Raw genomic sequence first — 17,981 nt, forward strand, 5'->3', positions numbered from 1 at the left:
CACTCGGTACGACAAACTCGCCGTCCGCTGGCAGGCAGTCCTCACCATCACCATCATCGGCGAGTGGCTCTGACCCGTTATGAAACGCGCCCTAGGTCCGTGCTACCAGCGGTGGCGGGGTCGATCCTGTCCGGATGTTCGCCTTTGGAACCGCGAGGCGGGCTCTTGCGTCCAAGGGCGCATGAGGCGTTTGGGGACCGTGCTGGTGGTGGTGCTCCTGTCGGCCCTCGGGCTGGCCGGGTGCGCCCGCGGGAATGCGGCGGGCGGCGGCGGGCCGTGGGGGCGGACGTTCCTGTCGCAGTCGGCGAGCCGCCCGCTCGTCCCCGGCACCCAGATCGAGCTGCGGTTCAGCGACGGCAAGGTCGGCTTCCGGGCAGGCTGCAACTCCATCAGCGGTGCTGCGCGGATCGACAGCGGCCGGCTGGTCGTCAGCGAGGTCGAGAGCACGGCCATGGGGTGCGAGCCGCAGCGGGGCGAGCAGGACAACTGGTTCACGACGTTCCTGCAGGCGGGCCCGGAGTTACGCCTTGAGGGCGCGGATCTGGTGCTGGAGGGCGGCGGCACCACGATCAACTTCGTCGACCGCACGGTGGCAGAGCCGGACGCGCAGCTCGTCGGTCCCGAGTGGACCGTCGACACGCTGGTCGACGGGCAGACTTCCGGCTCGGTGCCGGCCGGTGTGCGCGCGTACCTGACCTTCACGATCGACGGGAAGGTCACCGGCTCCGGCGGCTGCAACAGCCTCACCGGCACGTACACGGTCGACACCGAGACGATCACGTTCACCGCCATGGCCTCGACCCGCAAGGCGTGCAGCGAGGCAGGCATCGTTGAGAGCAAGGTGCTACACGTCCTGCAGGGCACGGTGCAGTTCCGGATCGAGGCCAGCCACCTGACGCTGACCGCCGCCGACGGCACCGGCCTGCGCCTCACCGCCGGACGCGTGACGCCGTCACCCTCATGATGACGTCAGTTGGGCGAGTCGCTGGTTGATGGTGTCGAGGTCGAACGGCGTGGTGTCCGGGCCGTCGTCCTCGTTCCAGTCCTCGACCGGGGCGTCGCCGGCGCCGGCCGTACACGTGATGGGACCCGGATCCGTCGGGACGGTGATGCGGTCGACGGTGATGGTGTGCTCCCACCTGTCGCCGAGGTCGTAGACGTACGTCATCCGCGCGCCGCGGCCGGGCAGGAGCTTCGACAGGCGGACCGCTGACTCGTCCTCCGACTCTTCCAGGTTGAAGTACACGTCGCTGTACTGCCGGCCGCCGGCTTCGAACAGGTGGACGTGCGCGTCGTCCCAGTCGAACGCGACCTGGATCGCGGCGTGGAGCACTTCCAGGGTCGTCGGGCCGGGCACGCGCAGGCGGCGCCAGACCGTGCGACTGAGGGCGACCAGCAGCTCGTACACCGGAATCTCCGGACGGCCGGACGCCTGCAGCAGATCGAGAAGATGGGCACGGGCGGGGTGGTCGCTGGCCTCGATCATCGCCGTGCCGCCGCACTCCTCGACCAGGTGGTAGCGCTCCTCCGGGTCGTCCTCGGCGAGCGCGCACTCGACGGCGAGCCAGCACCGGTCCGCCTCGGACGGCCCCTCGTCGGACAACGTCGTCCGGGCGTGCACCGCGAGCATCGGGTGCGACGAGGCCCGGCGCAGGAAGGGCCGCGCGGGGTCGCCGATCGCGGCGATGACACCGAACGCTTCGAGCCGGTCGGCGGCGCCGCCGGCCTCGGCGACGGCGAGCAGCTCGGCGACGGTCGCGGCGAGGTCGCGGCCATCGAGCCAGCGCCAGGTGATGCGCCAGGCGTCGGCGTCGGGCGTACCCCGTAGCCTGGCGAGCAGTTCGGCGGCCGGCAGGTCGGGCGACACGGGTGGCGGCACGGCGAAGCGTACGGCCGTCTCGCGGCCCAGCTCGGTGAGGCGGCCGTGATCATCGACCGCGCCGAACTCGGCGAGCAGCGAGAGCGCCCCCGCGACCGGCAGCACACCGCGGCGGAACGCCCGGTACACCGCCTGAAACTCCCGCGGCGACCGGTTACAGAGCCGTTCGTCGACAAGGTCGTCGAGGCTGGCGAGGTTGGCGCCGTCGACCAGGGCGGCCAGCACCTCGGCGCACGCAATGAACGCGCCCTCGTCCCGCGGGTCGTCGGACTCCACCGCCAGGACGGCGAGCAGCGCGTCCCACCACGCGTCGGCCGGATCACGGCCGGGGCCGTCGACCAGCGTCGCTCTGTTGCCGTCGATGCTGATGTACCCGGCGGCGACCGCCGCGGTCCACGGCCGGTGCAGGCCCTCCATGTCGGCGGCGGACCTGACCCGCGCGGGCACCTCGACGCCGACGACCGCCGCGGCCGCCGGGATGTCGGCCGGCCGCGGCACACCCTTGGCCGTGACGGGCCGGCCTCCCGGTCCGACCCACTCCGCGAGTTTCCGGGCACGGACCATGATGTCGAGCATGGTGAGGTTCTACCAGCCGTGGATCTCCGGCTCGTAGCCGCCGGAGGGCTGGTTGCCGGTCAGGTCCGCGAAGGCGCGCTGCGCGATGACCTTGCCCTGGGCGTCGAGGGCGCGGACGGTCAGCTGGAGCGGGCCGGGCAGTTCGACCCGGCCGAGGCCGTTGCTCAGCAGTACAGTCGCCAACACCTCCTCGCCCTTCAGCAGGTCGGCCCGGACGGCCTGCGGCGGCGCCACGATCTGGAGGGTGTCCGGCGCCGTGTCGTCGAAGTGGGGCATGCGCATGGCGATCACGGTGTGCTCGGGGTTGCCCGAAACGCCGGCGCCGGTCGGGTGGTTGCGGCCGTTGGGTTCCGGGCTCGTGTCGGTCGCGATGGTGATGTACGGCCCGCCGCCCTGCTCAGTCACCGCCATCACGGTGGCGATCTGGCCGACGCCGTCAGGCACCGCGAAGTCGTCGCTCCACAGCACCACGTATTGGATGCCCGGTCCGACCAGCCCGGTGCTGTACGCGAGCGCGTCCGCCGCCACCTGCGCCGCCCTCGGAGCGGGTTTGCCGCGGCCGTACAGCGGGCTCGGGTCGATCCGTTCCGCCCGCACGGTGCCGGGCGGGGCGACGGGCGCCTCGTAGAACACGACGTCGCCCTTGCTCATGCGGACCCGCAGCCCACGCGGCAACGTGCTGGTGTCGCGGACGATGTACCCCGCCGGCTCAGGCTCCCACGTCCGTTGGATTGTTCCGTCTTCCATGTACCGCGGCGCCTCCGAAACCGAGACTTCGTAGTCCGCGGGCCCGAAGAGCAGCGCGTAGCCCTGGTTCTTGTCGTTGCGCCAATCGTCGCGGACGACCGGATCCTCCACATCGGACCAGCCGGTGAGCTCCAGCTCCTTCGCCGCCGCCTTCCCTGACGCGGTGAGGTGGACCATCCGCGGCACGGCGGTGACCCCGGCGACGAGCGCCACCCTCCGGTTCCCGGGCAGATCCCCGGCGAAGAGCACCCGCAACCGCGCACGATCGCTCGGCAATCCAAAGGCGGATGGATTGTCGACGACCCGATCCAACACCGCGTCGAGGAACGCGGCGTCATCTTTGAGGGATCCGCGCGTCGGCGCTTCGAGCAGCGGCAGCACCTTGCTCGACGGCTCCCCGTCGAGCCTTCCGGGCCCGCCCTCCGGCCTTCCCGGCCCGCCGGACGGCAGCACAAACGCGAGCACCCCGACGAGCACCGCCACCATCGTCACCATCGCCACGACGGTCTTGCGCACCCGCCGGCGCCGCCGCACGACCTTGATGGCGTTGTCGGTGAGGTCGTACAGCTTGGCCTGCTCGGCGACGTCCCCCAGCACCTCCGCGAGCCGCCGCGTCACGACCACACCTCCATCACGTCTTCCAACTCCGGCGCCAGCACCCGCAACCGCCCCAGCGCATGACTGGTCTGGCTCTTCACCGTCCCCACCGACGTCCTCATGACCTGCGCCGTCTCCACTTCGGACAGATCCTCGAAGTACCGCAGCACCACAACCGCCCGCTGCCGCTTGGTCAGCTTGGCCAGGGCCTGCTCCAGCACGACCCGCAGCTCCGCCCTGCCGGTCTCATCGCCACTGACGGCCGCGTTCTCAGGAACGCTGGCCGTCGTGTGCTCAAGGAAGCGCCGCCTCCGCCAGGAGCGGACATGCTCGTGATAGAGGATCTTCCGCACGTACGCCTCGGGATCCCCGGCCCTGGAAACCTTGGACCAGTGCGTGGCCGTCTTGATCAGGGCAGCCTGGATCAGGTCCTCGGCCTGCGCGTGCCCGCCGGCAAGCAGGTAGGCAGCACGGGACAGCCGAGGCAGCCGCGCCCGCACGAACTCCCGGAATCCTTCTTCGTCCTCCACGCGGCTCCTCCCCTTCGTTGGAGTACATGCCTCCACAGCACGGTCAGGTTGGAACCTGTTCGTCATCCAGCCGGGCGTGCACGTGGAATGCACGGGTTCTGAATGTGGGCGGGGTCACGCTGGCGGCGCAAGCGGCAGTGTGAGTTCGACACTTCGAGGAGAATCGATTGAAACGACTACTTCGGGCCGCGCTCGTGGGGCTGGTGGCCCTGGGGGTGGGGCTGGTGGTGCCGGGGGACCCGGCGCGGGCGGCGCTGAACTGCGATGTGCCCAAACCGCCACCGCGTTGTAACCCGACCGAGCCGGTCGATCCGGAGGGCGTCCTGACCAGCGCGACCCGGGTGCCGGGCGGGGTGGCGGTCGTCGGCTGGGCGACCGACCCGGGCGGCTATCTGGTCCGGGTCAGCGTCATGATCGACAACGTCATCGTCGGCACGCTGGACGCGGCTCGGACCGGGGGCTTCTCCGGCACCGTGCCGGCGCGGGCCGGCTCGAACGTGTGCGCCCTGGCGGTGACCACCAGTCCCGTCGGCGGGAGCACCCACCTTGGCTGCGTCAGCCTGGCCGTCGCGGTCGACCCGGTGGGCGGGATCGACTCGTTCGACCGGTCCGGGACCGACCTGATCCTCAAGGGCTGGGCGATCGACGGCGACACGACGGGTGCGGTGGACCTGCACCTGTACCACGACGGGGCGTTCGCCGGCACCGCCCGGGCCGACGGCCCGCTGGCCTCGCCGCCGGCCGGCTACCCCAACTACGGGACCTCGCACGGCTACACCGTCCGGGTTCCGGAGCGGCCGGGCGACGGGGCGCACACGATCTGCGTCTACGCCATCAACGTCGGGGCGGGCAGTGTCAACACGCTGCTGGGCTGCCGGCAGTACACCGTGAAGCACGACCCGTTCGGCGCGCTCGACGGCGTCACGCGCACCGGCGACAAGGTGCGCGTGTGGGGCTGGTCGGTCGACCCGGACGAGCCGCGCACCCCGACCGACGTGCACTTCTACGACAGCGGTGTGTACGCCGGCTCGGTGACCGCGAACGGGAACCGCCCGGACGTGCCCGGCGAGTACGGGGCTGCGCACGGCTACGACCTGACCCTGCCGGCGCGCATGACGGTGGGCGACCACTCGTTCTGCGCGTACGCGATCAACCGCTCGTACGGCGGCAGCAACACCCTGCTGGGATGCCGCACCTACAACGTGCCGGCGCCGGTCGTGGCCCCGACGATCCTGCCCTTCCAGGAGTGGGACCTGACGTCCAAGCTGGTCGAGCTGGAGTGGACGGACAACTCGTCCAGCGAGACCGGTCACCGCATCGAACGGTCGGTGGCCGGCGGGCCGTGGCAGGAGATCTGGCGGGACCCGAACAACGTCAGGCGGACGTACCCCGACCAGGCCGTCACGCCGGACACGCGGTACTGCTACCGGGTCATCGCGTTCAACGACCTCAGCGAGGCGGCGGCCGAGGTCTGCGTGACCACCGGATTCCCGGCGCTGCCCCGCCCGACCGGTCTGACGATGGCCGGCCGCACCGACAACAGCATCACCATCCGGTGGACCGACAACGCCGACGGCGAGGACTACTACCTGGTCACGTGGGGGCGCTACACCGACACCGCCGTGACCGGCTCCGCGACCGTGGCGGCTCGTCCGGGCACCGGCGGCGAGGTGACGTACACGATCACCGGCCTGCCGGCCCTGACCGGGTACCGGTTCTACGTGGCCCCGATCAAGGCCCGCTACGACCGCGGTGATGCCGTGTCGGGCACCGGGGGGACGAGCGGGTCGCCGGTGATCGACACGTTCACCTCGTCGATCGGGTCGGCCGAGGCGTGTGTACCGCGTTCCGTCACCCTGAAGTGGTCGACCAGCGGCGCGAGCCGGGTCGTGGTCTCCCGGGGCGGGAGCGTCCTGTACGACCAGACCAGGGACCTGTTCCAGTGGTCGGACGAGGTCGGGGGCGGCACCCACGACGGCAACGTCTCCTACACGCTGACCGCCTACGCCCCGGACGGTCGAACCACGATCAAGACGGTCACCGTCGCCCGGACCACCACCATGCCGCTGTACAAGAGCATCACCTTCAAGAACAGCAGCACGAGCCACACGATGTACGTCTATGCCTACAACCTCAACGACCAACCGTTGGGCATCATCGCCGAGATCGCCTCGGGCAAGTCGTACACGCTCACCCTGCAGCACTGCACCCCCGTGCGGCTCAGGGTGGTCGAGGGGGACACCGGAACGATCAAATGGGAGACCAATCCCAGGGTCATTCTCGGCTACAACGAGGGCCACGAGTCCACCGAGGAATTGTACTGACCTGAGCCGGCGGAGTCCGGCAGCGTCGCGCATCGCGGCCCTGCCGGACTCCGCCGGTCACGCGGACGGGGACGGGCTCGCCGAAGAAGGCGACACCGTCTTGCAGCGCGCGTCCCATTCCGGCACCCGAAGCAGCGACGGCGCGCTCATTCCCTCCCGGCTCGCCGTCGCCGCGAACGCGATCCCTCGGACGCAGACCATCGCCACGTTCGGGAAGTTGTCGGCGTTGCGGAAGACCTCGATGTAGTCGACGTCGGAAATCTTGTCGGGCGGGGCGCCTTCCTTGCCGCCGCGGTCGCCGAGTTGTTCGGAGCAGCCGGCCAGCGCCAGTACCAATGCCGCGGCCAGCGCCAGGCGCTTCATTTCGCGGCCGGGCAGGTCGGGTCCCATTCGGGGACGCGGACGAGGTCCGGTGCGGCGTAGGAGTCCTCGCCGCGGGCGCCGCTGGAGGTGGCCGCGAACGCTATCCCGCGAATGCACACACGGGCCACATTCGGGAAGTTATCCGCGTTGCGGTACACCTCGATGTAGTCGACATCGGAAATCTTGTCTGGTGCGGCGCCCTCGTCGCCGCCGCGGTCGCCGAGCTGGTCCGAGCAGCCGGTCAGCGCGAACAGTACGGCCGCCATCGCAAGCATGCGTTTCATCGGTTCCCCCGTTGTGCGGATGGGGTGGAGGCCGCCGCGGCACAGCAGCGCTGGCGTGCCGCGGGTACAGCCCCCGATACCGATGAAGGTAGGGACAACCGTCGAAGCGTTGGGCGTTTCGGCCGATGGGTTGACCAAGTCTTGAGCAGTCTCAGATGCCCGTACGGAACTCCATGGTGCCCTTGCGCTGCCCCTGCATGAGGCGAATGGCCAGCTCCGCGTTCATGGCGAGCTGGTTGAGCAGCTGCACGACCGTGCCGAGGACCTTGATGGCCTTGGTCATCGCGGCGAGGGCCTTCTCCTCTTCGAGCAGTTTCGCGGCGGCCTTGGTGGCCCGTTCGAACGCCGACGGGCGGGCCTTCTCCACGAGATTCGTCAGCTTCGCCGTCAGCCGCTGGATCTCACCGTCCAGCTGCCGCTGCTTGAGCAGGCACTGCTGCACCTTCGGCGGGCACACGAGCGCGAGGCGTTCGGCCTTGCGCGCGTCCAGATCCGTTTTGACGGCCTTGATGTCGTCGTCGATCTCCTTGAGCCGAAGGTCTTTCTCGGCCTTCTTGGTGGTCGCGTCGAGCACGTTCTGTTCCTGGTCCGGCAGGCGTTCCTGGAGGTTTGCCTGGCGCCGTTCCAGCTGCTCCTTGGTCGCGCGGTCGCCGAGTTTGTACGGGTCGGCGCCGAGCCCGAGCCACGCCTTCGTCACCTCCTCCGCGAGCTGCGCGAAATCACCGATGACCGGAATCGCCCCGAGGATCGAGGCCAGGAACTCGCGCAGCCTGGTCGCCTCCGGTTCCAGCGTCAGCGCCGCATACAGGTACCCACCCGCGACGGCGATTTTGCCCTTGCCCTGGGCGATCCGAACCATCTCGTCGATGGCGGCGCGGGTGTTCGGCAGCGGCCATTCCGAGACGCTTTCCCAGTACGTCATGGCGCGCGCCATCGCGTTCACGTCGATGCTGCCGCCCGAGACGGAGCTCAGGAACCCGGCCAGCGCAGTCGCCGCGAGCGCCCGCCTGTCGGCGATGTCGGCGTCGACCCAGAAGCTCTGCCCGGCCTTGTTGAAACACCCGCCGGTCCACGTCGCGACCCCGTTCGGCGGCAGCAATCCGAGCTCCGCGGTGGCACCCGGCACAGGCGGACTCGTCAATGCCGGAGACGCCGCGGTGCGCAGCGTCGCCCAGATCCCGATGTCCGACGTCACGGTCAAGACGGTCCGGGCCCCGTCGCACGGCGCTTTCGGATCCGCGACCAGACCCTTCACGAGCCCATTGGCAAGCGTGTCAACCACGTCGATGCGATAACCGACCGTGACCTGCCGCCGCACGGTCCGCCCGGTCCCGTTCTTGGTGGCGGTCATCGCGATCTCATAGGTCCCCGGCAGCGGCGCATTCCACACCACACTCGGTCCGCTCTCACCGAGCGGTGTGCCGTTGACGCTCCACGTGTACGAGGTGTCGACGGCCGGACTCGACACCACCAACCGACGCGACAACGCCCTTCCGGGAATCTCGACGACCTCGAAATCCACCGGCGCCGTGATGGTGAACGTCCCGGTCGCGAACTTGCAGTACAGCGGCGGCGACACCGTGCAGAAGCTCAGCTTCACCTCGTACCTGCCGGGCGCCAGCCCGGCGACGGTCGCCTCGGCACCGTCCCGCTCGGCGACCGGGTCGGCGGCGCCCTCCGCGTACACGTCCCAGCTGATGAGGCCCGTGTTCGGCGCGATGTCGACCGCCTTCAACGCCACCGAATTGCCCGTCACGGTGATGACCGGCGTCGCGCTGGGCCCGCCGTCACCCTTGACCGTCCCGGTGACCTTCCCCGCCGGGCCGGACACCCCCGCCTCATCGACCTCCGCCGACCGGCACCCGACAAGCTTCCCGGCCACGGGCGCCGTGAACGTGAAGTCGACCGTCGTGTACACACCCTGCACGCGCTGATACCCGACGGTCGCGAGGTCCTCGACGACGCTGTACGAATTGTCGACGAACTTCAGCTCAAAATAGAAGTCGTTGGAACCCCGGCCCGCCATGGTGGCCGTGCCCGACATTTCCGCACCTGCACTGATGTTGTCCATGACGAGATGCGCCGGCCCAAGGTCCGTGTTGCATCTGTCGGCCGGGTATCCCGTACTGCTACTCGTAAACGCGATGGGCCGGTCCCCCGGATCGGCCTGCGCAGCGGTCTCGGAAAACGACAACGTCGCCACGACAACGGCACCCGCCAAGGCACCTGCCAGGACACGACGCGAGCGGGATAAACGCATGCCTCATACAACCGCAGCCCCCGCCGTCCAGCCTTCAGTCAAACCCGCGAACCCATCACGCCATGTGGTCAACCGATACCAGCCGGTTCGCTACCTTGCCTCGCCGCTCACGTCAGTTGCCAGCCGCCGGTACACCTCGGAATCCACCGACTGCTCGACGAACGCCTCGACAGGTTCGGGCCGCTCGCCGCGGGGACCGAACAGGACACCGCTTGGTTGCGGACGGCTTGGATCGCGGTCCTGCCGCAATCGGCGACGGCCGCCCTGGGGCAAACTGATGCGGTGGCTAACGACGTGCCTGCGGGGCTCTACGAGATCGTCGTAACGAAGGCCCTCGAAGAGCGGTTGTTGAGCGTCGACCAGGGACTCGTCAAGCGGCACGGTCTGCGGTCGGCCGACGCAGCCGATCGGATCGCGCTGCTGATCGCTCAGCAGGTGGAGCGAGCCCTCGATGCCGTGCCTGAAGCCGACCGAGTTGCGACCGGCGTCGACGTGGCGCGGCGTCTCCTTGAAGCGCTCGGCACCCAACTGCCCCGAACTGGCCCGGCGCTCGAATCGCCACTGGCGCCCGGTGAGGTGTTAACCGCCGTCGGTGAGCGGCAACCTGACGGCTCCGTCCGTAGTGCCGGACGACCACTCATTCCACTGCTTGATACGACGCTGCTCACCAACGCGCCCGGCGAACCCCGAGTCGGCAGTCAGGTCCTCACCGAAATTGAGTCAGCGGACGCCATCGACCTGGTGATGGCGTTCATCCGCACGAGCGGTCTACGGCCAATCATTGACGCACTCAGGCAGCATTGCGCGCGAGGAAGACGGCTACGGGTCCTGACGACCACCTACACCGGCTCGACCGAAGGTAAGGCGCTCGATCTGCTGGCCGATCTCGGCGCCGAAGTCCGGGTCTCCTACGACGTAACCACGACCCGCCTCCACGCCAAGGCGTGGCTGTTTCACCGTCGGTCAGCGTTCAGTACGGCATACGTCGGATCATCCAACCTCACCCACTCTGCCCAGGTGGCCGGCCTGGAGTGGAACGTCCGAGTGTCGGCAGCTCGCAACCTAGACGTCATTAAGAAGATCGATGCCGTCTTCGAGAGCTACTGGCAAAGCGGCGACTTCGTTCCCTACGTCCAGGCAGACTTTCAGCAGGCCCTCGACCGATCCCGACGGTCCGACGGACGCACTGTTCCGGTGCTGAGTCCACTGGAGGTCCGTCTTGAGCCGTTCCAGGAGCGGATGCTTGAGCTCATCGAGCTCTCACGCACGCGGGGACATCATCGCAATCTGCTGGTCTCGGCCACTGGCACGGGCAAGACAGTGATGGCAGCAGTTGACTATGCGCGGCTCCGGCAGAAGCTGCCTCGGGCACGGCTGCTGTTTGTTGCACATCGAGAGCGCATCCTCGATCAGAGCATGGCGACGTTTCGCCACGTGATGCGCGACTACGAGTTCGGCGAGAAGTGGGTTGGAGGTGCGCGACCCGCCCAGTTCAACCAGGTTTTTGCGTCTGTGCAGACGTTGGCGGCCAACGGGCTGCAGCACCTCGCTCCGGACCACTTTGACGTCATCATCATCGATGAATTCCACCACGCCGCGGCGCCGTCGTACCGCGCCATCATGGAAGATCTGAAGCCGCAGGAGCTGCTCGGACTTACCGCCACGCCAGAACGGGCCGATGGCCTACCGCTTTTGCACTGGTTCGGCGATCGCATCGCAGCGGAACTGCGCCTGTGGGACGCCATCGAACAGCACCGCCTGGCGCCGTTCGCCTACTACGGCATCCACGACGGTATCGACCTGCGTGAGGTGCCGTGGCGCCGCGGGCGCGGTTATGACGATGCGGCGCTGACGGAGATCTACACCAGCGACATGGCATGGGCGCGCTTCGTCTACAAGCAACTCGACCAGCACGTAACCGATGTCTCGACGATCCGATGCCTGGGCTTCTGTGTCAGCGTCGCCCACGCCCGCTTCATGGCCGAACAGTTCCAAAAGCTCGGCGTGGCCGCCGTTGCCGTCTCGGGTGAGACGCCGGACGTGGAGCGTGAGTCCGCGATCCGGGACCTTGAGGAAGGCAGGCTTCAGGTCATCTTCTCGGTCGAGCTGTTCAACGAGGGCGTTGATGTGCCCGACGTTGACACCCTGCTCATGCTGCGGCCCACCGAAAGTGCCACGCTGTTTCTGCAGCAGCTGGGCCGGGGCTTGCGGATCGCGAAAGGCAAGAGCGTCTGTACGGCGCTGGACTTCGTCGGGATGCACCGCCGCGAGTTCCGTTTCGATCAGCGGTATCGAGCGCTTCTCGGTGGCACTCGCAGCGACCTTGAACGAGCCGTCGCAGAAGGCTTCCCGTTTCTACCGGCCGGCTGCCACATGGAGCTTGACCGGGTGGCGCGCGACATCGTCCTGCGCAGTGTTCGCGAGGCCATCCCGTCCCGTTGGCCGTCCAAAGTCGCCGAACTCCGGGCGCTGGCTCAACATCAACCAACGGTGACCATAGCGAGCTACCTCACCGAGACGGGCCTCGAGGTTACGGATATTTACGCCGGCAACCGCGGCTGGTCGGCGCTGCGCGAGGCAGCTGGCCTGTCCGTGGCTACTGCGGGGTCACATGAACAAGCCCTCCGCCGTGGCATCGGCCGAATGCTGCACGTGGATGACCGTCAGCGGGTTGATGAGTACCGCTCGCTGCTAGCGCACACGAGCCCACCCAAGGTCGACACGATGAGCGGCGTCGAGCGGCGCCTGGTGCACATGCTCGTTGCGAACCTCGCGGATCAGGTGGTCACGAAGGACACCTCGCTCCAATCTGCGGTCGACATGCTCTGGTCACACCCTCAGGTGATCGTTGAGCTGCGCGATCTGCTTCATGTCCTTGGCGATGCGTCCAGCCACCTGCAGCACCAGGCGCTGCCCGACGTCCCACTACAGGTGCATAGCCAGTACACGCGCATTGAGATTCTGGCGGCAGTCGGCGAGGGTGCCGGGGCCAAGACGCCCCGGTGGCGCGAGGGTGTTTACGACGCAAAGGCCGTCGGTGCCGACGTGTTCGTCTTTACCCTCGACAAGACCAGTGGCGACTTCTCCCCAACCACTCGCTACCGCGACTACGCCATCAGCCCCGACCTCATCCATTGGGAGAGTCAGTCCACCACGTCTGGCGACAGCCCAACCGGTAGGCGGTACTGCAACCACGTGGCGATGGGCCGCTCAATCCTGTTGTTCGCGCGGACTCGGGCTGATGACCGGGCATTCTGGTTCCTCGGCCCTGCTACCTATGTCCAGCACGAGGGTGATCGCCCAATGGCCGTGACCTGGAAGCTCGAAACGCCTCTCTCAGGAGACCTGTTCGCCGCGTTCGCTGCTGCAGTCAGCTAGTAGTCGGCGCTGCGTGGGAGACCGCCGTCTCCGATCGATGGTTGAGTGCCCGTGCCTGAGCTTCCGGCGGCGGGCACAGGTTGGCCGTGTCCCGGTACAGTGCGGCGCACGGGAGGGGCACAGAATGAGTGTGGTGCTGCAAGTCGCGCGTGGCTGGTCGGGTGGGTATCCGTCGATCGCGGCGGCGATCGCAGCCGCGCCGGCGGGGGCGACGGTGCTTGTCTTTCCGGGGGACTACCAGGAGTCGGTGGTGCTGGCCCGGGCGGTTCGGATCCAGGCCCGCGACGGTGCCGGTTCTGTGCGGTGGCGGTCGGCGCGGGGAGCTGCGGTTCACGTCCGTGGTGGGTCGTCGGTCCTGAGCGGGCTGTCGATCGCTGGTGACGACCGGGATTTTGCCACGGTACTGGTTGACGCCGGCGAAATCCTCGTCGAAGACAGCCAGTTGGAGGGCGTCGCTTCGGCTGTCTTCGTCCGGGGTGGCGCGGCCATCGTACGGGGATGCTCGCTGCGTTCGACCGCGGCGGACGGCATTCAGGTCCGCGACGGGAAGGGCGTCATCGAGCGGTGCACGATCGGCCCCGTCGGGGTGAGCGGGATCGTGGCCGACAACGCGGCGGTCGCGGTGTCCGCCTGCACCGTCACCGGTGCGGCCGGCAACGGTCTGTACTGGCACAACGGCGCGTCCGGCGAGTGCGTCGATGTGACCGTCACCGGAAGCAAGATGCCGGCCATCATGGTGGCGAACGGCGCCAGGCCGGTCGTGCGGCGGGCGCGGCTGCGTGAGCTCGCCGCGCAGGCGATCGTGGTCCGCGGTGCCGCCGGCACGTTCGAGGAGTGCACCGTCGAGCAGGTCGACGGAGCCAGCGCGATCGCGGTCGAAGCGGGTGCGACGCCCCGTTTCGAGCACCTCCAGCTGCGGCGCATCAACGGCCTGGGGGTTCAGGTGACCGGCGACGCGGCACCTGTCATGCAGCACGTGACCATGGAGTCGGTCGCGTCCCAGGCGTTGGGCGTGACCAACGCCAAGGGAAGGTACTCCCACTGGACGGTGCGCGACGTCGCGGACAAGAGCGTGCCGGCGGTCGGCATCCAGGGGCCGACGGCCGAGGTGTGGCTGGACACGCTGGCCTTGCGCGATGTCGGCGTCGGCGTCGTCCTTTCCCAGGGCGCCGCGACCGTGTCCGGCGTGAGCATCGAGCGTGCCGAGGGGTCCGGCATCGTCGTGCAGGGTGCCCGGCTGGTCGCCGGCGACGTGCGGATCAACTCCGGTGGGCAGACGGGCATCGCCCTGAGCAATGCGCGCGCCACGCTGACCGGTGTCAGCGTCACCGACTGCATCGTGGGCATCTACGTCGGAGCCGGCACGAGCGGCGAGCTGATCCGTTGCGCCACCACCGGTAACCGCCGCGACGGCATCCAGTTCGACGCGTGCGGCGAGATGGCGGTGACCGACTGCACCGCCACCGGCAACGCCGAGGACGACGTCTGGCTCAGGGGTGGCGAACCGGTCACGTTCGCACGCCATGTCGGCCCATTGCCCGAGGGGGCGCGCGAATCAGCGCCCGCCGGCGCCGGCCCTGTCATCGATGAAGGACGACGGGCGGCGGGCGGTCAAGCCGGCAGTACAGCGGCGACACAGAACTCGGACCAGGCAGCGCCCGCGGAGCAGGGCCCCCACCTCGACACGGCGCTCGCCGCGCTCGACGCCATGATCGGCCTGGGTCGCGTCAAGGAGGAGGTGCGCAAGCTGGTCGACTTCGCCGACTACCAGCGGCGCCGGGCCGAGCGTGGGCTGACACCGGTGTCGTTGGAGCGGCACCTGATCTTCACGGGACCGCCGGGCACCGGCAAGACCGAGGTGGCGCGGCGCTACGCGGCGATCGCGTCCGCCCTCGGCCTCATCGCGCGCGACCACGTCGAGGAAGCGGACCGGGCGAAGCTGGTCGGCTCGCACATCGGCGAGACGGAGAAGCGCACGCTCGCCGCGTTCGAGCGGGCTCGGGGCGGGGTCCTCTTCATCGACGAGGCCTACGCGCTCGCGCCCGCATCCGGCAACGAGGACAGCAACGACTTCGGCCGGCTGGCGATCGACACGCTCATCAAGCTGATGGAGGACCGCCGGGACGAGGTCATCGTCATCATGGCCGGTTACCCGAACGAGATGCGCAAGCTCCTGGACGTCAATCCCGGCCTGCGCAGCCGGTTCACCACGACGATCAACTTCCCGCACTACACGGTCGAGGAACTCGTCGAGATCGTCGAGAAGTTCGCGGTGGACGAGGACTACGTCGTGCCCGGCGAGACCCGCGCCGCGTTGACCGCGACGATGATCCAGCTCAGCCGCGCCGCCAACTTCGGCAACGGCCGGGCGGCCCGGATGCTGTTCCAGGCGATGCGGGAGAACCTGGCTCGCCGTTCAGCCCGCAACGACGCCTATGACGTGGCGGCGTTGACGACGCTGCTGCCCGAGGACGTGACGGCGGCGCGAGCGGCCTCGGGCATCGCCGCCGGCGTGGGGGTCGCCGACCAGGAGGAGACGCAGCGGCTCCTCGCCGAGCTCGACGCGATGGTCGGTCTCGGCGCGGTCAAGCGGGAAGTGGCGACGCTGGTCGCGCAGGTCGAGATGGCCCAGCACCGCGCCGCGCTCGGACTGCCGGCGCAGCCGCTGAGCCGGCACCTGATCTTCGTGGGCCCGCCGGGCACCGGCAAGACCTCGGTCGCCCGCCTGTACGGTCGGCTGCTCGCCGCGCTCGGCGTCCTCGCCGACGGCGGCATGGTGGAGGTCAGCCGGGCCGACCTGGTCGCCGGGTTCGTCGGCCAGACCGCGCTCAAGACGACCTCACGGTTCGAGGAGGCCCGCGGCGGCGTTCTCTTCATCGACGAGGCCTACACGCTCTCCGCACACCACGGCCCCGGCCACGACTTCGGCCGGGAAGCGGTCGACACGCTCGTGAAGCTGATGGAGGACCACCGGGACGAGGTCGTCGTGGTGGTGGCCGGCTACCCGGCCGAGATGGACCGCTTCCTGATCACCAACCCGGGCCTGCGCAGCAGGTTCGGCCGGCGGATCGAATTCGCCCAGTATACCGTCGACGAGCTGGTCGCCATCTTCCACCGGATGGCCTCCGAGCAGCACTACCAGTGCCCACCGCAGACCCTGGCAGCTGTACGGGCAGCGCTCGACGCCCGCTCGTCGGACACCAGCGAACCCGACGACTCCTTCGGCAACGCCCGCGCCGCCCGGCAGCTCCTGGAGTCGATGACCGGCCGCCAGGCGATGCGGCTGCGGGGCACCGCCAACATGGACAGGGAAGCGCTGACCACCCTGCTCCCGGAGGACTTGGAGGACGCCTGAACGGCGTCACCAGCGGCGGGCACGCGGCGATGATCGTCGATCTATGCGGCTTCAAGCATCCGCGGCCACCCGGCCGTCCGGTCAGGGCAGGACGACGCCGGGCGTCCGGCCACCGTGACGTGTCGTGACGCCCCTATGGGGTGATTAGGACGATTGTGTCAAGGTTAACCACCATGGTGGGGCGTCTGTTGAACGGCCGGTACGAACTGCGATCGGTCATCGGCCGCGGCGGTATGGCCGATGTGTGGCTGGCTTTCGACGGGCGGCTGGATCGACCTGTGGCCGTGAAGATGCTCCACGACCAGGGCGGCGCGGATCCGTCGATACCGGAGCGGTTCGAGCGCGAGGCGCACACCGCCGCGCGGCTGTCGCATCCGAGCATCGTCGCCGTGTACGACGTCGGGGTCGACGGCGTTACGCCGTACCTCGTGATGGAGCTGGTCCAGGGGCACAGCCTCGCCGACGAGCTGGCCAGGGGTCCGCTGGATCCGCGGCGTGCGGTGCGCATCGCCGAGCAGGTGTGCGACGCCTTGACGGCCGCGCACGACGCCGGAGTGGTACACCGGGACGTGAAGCCGGCCAACATCCTCCTCAGCGACGAGGGCCGGGTGAAGGTCTGCGACTTCGGGATCGCCCGCATCACCGACCGGGCACAGGCAGCGCTGACCGCACCCGCCACCGTGGTCGGCACCAGCTCGTACATGGCGCCGGAGCAGGTCCTCGGCGAGCCCGTCGACGCCCGGACCGACCTGTACGCGCTGGGCTGCGTGCTGTACGCGATGCTCACCGGCCGTCCGCCGTTCACCGAAGGCTCGCCGGTGCAGATCGCCTGGCAGCAGATCCACCAGGCGGCGGTTCCGGTGGCGGTACTGCGACCCGGCCTGCCGCCGCGGCTTGCCGGGCTGGTCGGCGCGCTGCTGGCCAAGCGCGCGATGGACCGGCCGGCAAGTGCGGCGCAGGTCCGCGCGGCTCTGTCCGGCGCCGCCGGCGGGACCGGAACGGCTGTGCTCGCACGTACCGCTGAAACGGCCGCACTCAAGGGCGAGGCGCCGATCCGCGGCCGCGCCCCGGTACGGCCGGCGACGCAGAACCTGCCCGCGCTCGGCGAGCCACCCGAGCCGGCTGCCCGGCGGCGGGGCGGCCGTTCGACCGGGATCGCCATGACGGCGCTCGGTGCGGCGGCCGTCGCCGTGTTCGCGCTCGGTGTCCTCCCGGACCGATCCGGCCACCCGGCCGCGACGCCCACCACCCCCGCGGAGACGACCCGCTCCCTGCCGTCCGCGGACATCTCGAGCGCGGCCCCGAGTGACCCGCCGGCCGACACCCCGAGCCCGACACCGACCGACACACTGAGCGACACACCGAGCGCCCCGACGAACGACCCGGTCGAGGCGTCGCTGGCTGCGGCTCGCGCCGCCGTGCAGGCCCAGACCGGTGGCGGCGGCCTGGACCGCGATACCGCGCGTGAGCTGAACCGCCGATTCGACAACCTCGCCGGCCAACTCGCGCGCGGCAACAACGACCTCGCCGCAATGGAGCTGGCCGGTCTGCGCGCCCGGCTCAACGAGCTGCACCGGGACGGCACACTCACCGACACCGGCTACGCGGCGGTCCTCACCCCCGCCGACCAGCTCGGGGCGAACCTGCCTGCCCCGGCGACGACTGGGCCGCCCAGTCCGTCTGCTTAG

Annotated in this window: 11 protein-coding genes; 5 read left to right on the top strand and 6 right to left on the bottom strand. The window is 69.3% G+C overall.

Annotated features, from left to right (window positions below; all coding sequences use genetic code 11):
- The first annotated feature begins 181 nt into the window (after positions 1–181).
- Complete coding sequence (locus AB0I21_RS38565) at positions 182–964, top strand: META domain-containing protein (protein ID WP_360568643.1); 783 nt, start codon at positions 182–184, stop codon at positions 962–964.
- On the opposite strand, the gene AB0I21_RS38570 is transcribed toward AB0I21_RS38565, so the two are convergent.
- Genes AB0I21_RS38570 through AB0I21_RS38580 form a run of 3 tightly spaced genes read right to left on the bottom strand, consistent with a single transcriptional unit; the run spans position 959 to position 4,329 of the window.
- Entirely contained in the window at positions 959–2,455 is a 1,497-nt protein-coding gene (locus AB0I21_RS38570) for a hypothetical protein (RefSeq protein ID WP_360568644.1), read from the bottom strand. The genes AB0I21_RS38565 and AB0I21_RS38570 overlap by 6 nt on opposite strands.
- Before the next feature lie 9 nt (positions 2,456–2,464).
- A complete protein-coding gene (locus AB0I21_RS38575; RefSeq protein WP_360568645.1) occupies positions 2,465–3,820 on the bottom strand; it encodes a hypothetical protein in 1,356 nt (451 codons plus the stop codon).
- Positions 3,817–4,329, bottom strand: a complete 513-nt coding sequence (locus AB0I21_RS38580) for a SigE family RNA polymerase sigma factor (RefSeq protein WP_360568646.1) — start codon at positions 4,327–4,329, stop codon at positions 3,817–3,819. The genes AB0I21_RS38575 and AB0I21_RS38580 overlap by 4 nt, the downstream gene beginning before the upstream one ends.
- 167 nt (positions 4,330–4,496) lie before the next feature.
- On the opposite strand from AB0I21_RS38580, the gene AB0I21_RS38585 reads away from it, so the two are divergent.
- Positions 4,497–6,653, top strand: coding sequence for a hypothetical protein (locus AB0I21_RS38585; RefSeq protein WP_360568647.1), 2,157 nt, complete (start codon positions 4,497–4,499; stop codon positions 6,651–6,653).
- A gap of 57 nt (positions 6,654–6,710) precedes the next feature.
- Here the strand turns inward: AB0I21_RS38585 and AB0I21_RS38590 are convergent, their stop codons facing one another.
- From AB0I21_RS38590 to AB0I21_RS38600, 3 genes are all read right to left on the bottom strand, one after another.
- Positions 6,711–7,043, bottom strand: a complete 333-nt coding sequence (locus tag AB0I21_RS38590) for a hypothetical protein (protein WP_360568648.1) — start codon at positions 7,041–7,043, stop codon at positions 6,711–6,713.
- Positions 7,013–7,282 carry a hypothetical protein gene (locus tag AB0I21_RS38595; RefSeq protein WP_360568649.1) on the bottom strand — a complete coding sequence of 90 codons (270 nt, stop codon included), beginning with the start codon at positions 7,280–7,282 and terminating at the stop codon, positions 7,013–7,015. Before AB0I21_RS38595 ends, AB0I21_RS38590 begins: the two co-directional genes overlap by 31 nt.
- 169 nt (positions 7,283–7,451) lie before the next feature.
- Positions 7,452–9,503 carry a hypothetical protein gene (locus tag AB0I21_RS38600; protein WP_360568650.1) on the bottom strand — a complete coding sequence of 684 codons (2,052 nt, stop codon included), beginning with the start codon at positions 9,501–9,503 and terminating at the stop codon, positions 7,452–7,454.
- Positions 9,504–9,842: 339 nt separating this feature from the next.
- On the opposite strand from AB0I21_RS38600, the gene AB0I21_RS38605 reads away from it, so the two are divergent.
- From AB0I21_RS38605 to AB0I21_RS38615, 3 genes are all read left to right on the top strand, one after another.
- Positions 9,843–12,938, top strand: a complete 3,096-nt coding sequence (locus tag AB0I21_RS38605; protein ID WP_360568651.1) for a DUF3427 domain-containing protein — start codon at positions 9,843–9,845, stop codon at positions 12,936–12,938.
- A 124-nt stretch (positions 12,939–13,062) separates the two neighbouring features.
- A complete protein-coding gene (locus AB0I21_RS38610; RefSeq protein WP_360568652.1) occupies positions 13,063–16,293 on the top strand; it encodes an AAA family ATPase in 3,231 nt (1,076 codons plus the stop codon).
- Positions 16,294–16,466: 173 nt separating this feature from the next.
- Positions 16,467–17,981, top strand: coding sequence for a protein kinase (locus AB0I21_RS38615; protein WP_360568653.1), 1,515 nt, complete (start codon positions 16,467–16,469; stop codon positions 17,979–17,981).

The organism is Dactylosporangium sp. NPDC050588 (assembly GCF_040654975.1).
GTDB classification, from domain to species: Bacteria; Actinomycetota; Actinomycetes; order Mycobacteriales; family Micromonosporaceae; genus Dactylosporangium; species Dactylosporangium maewongense.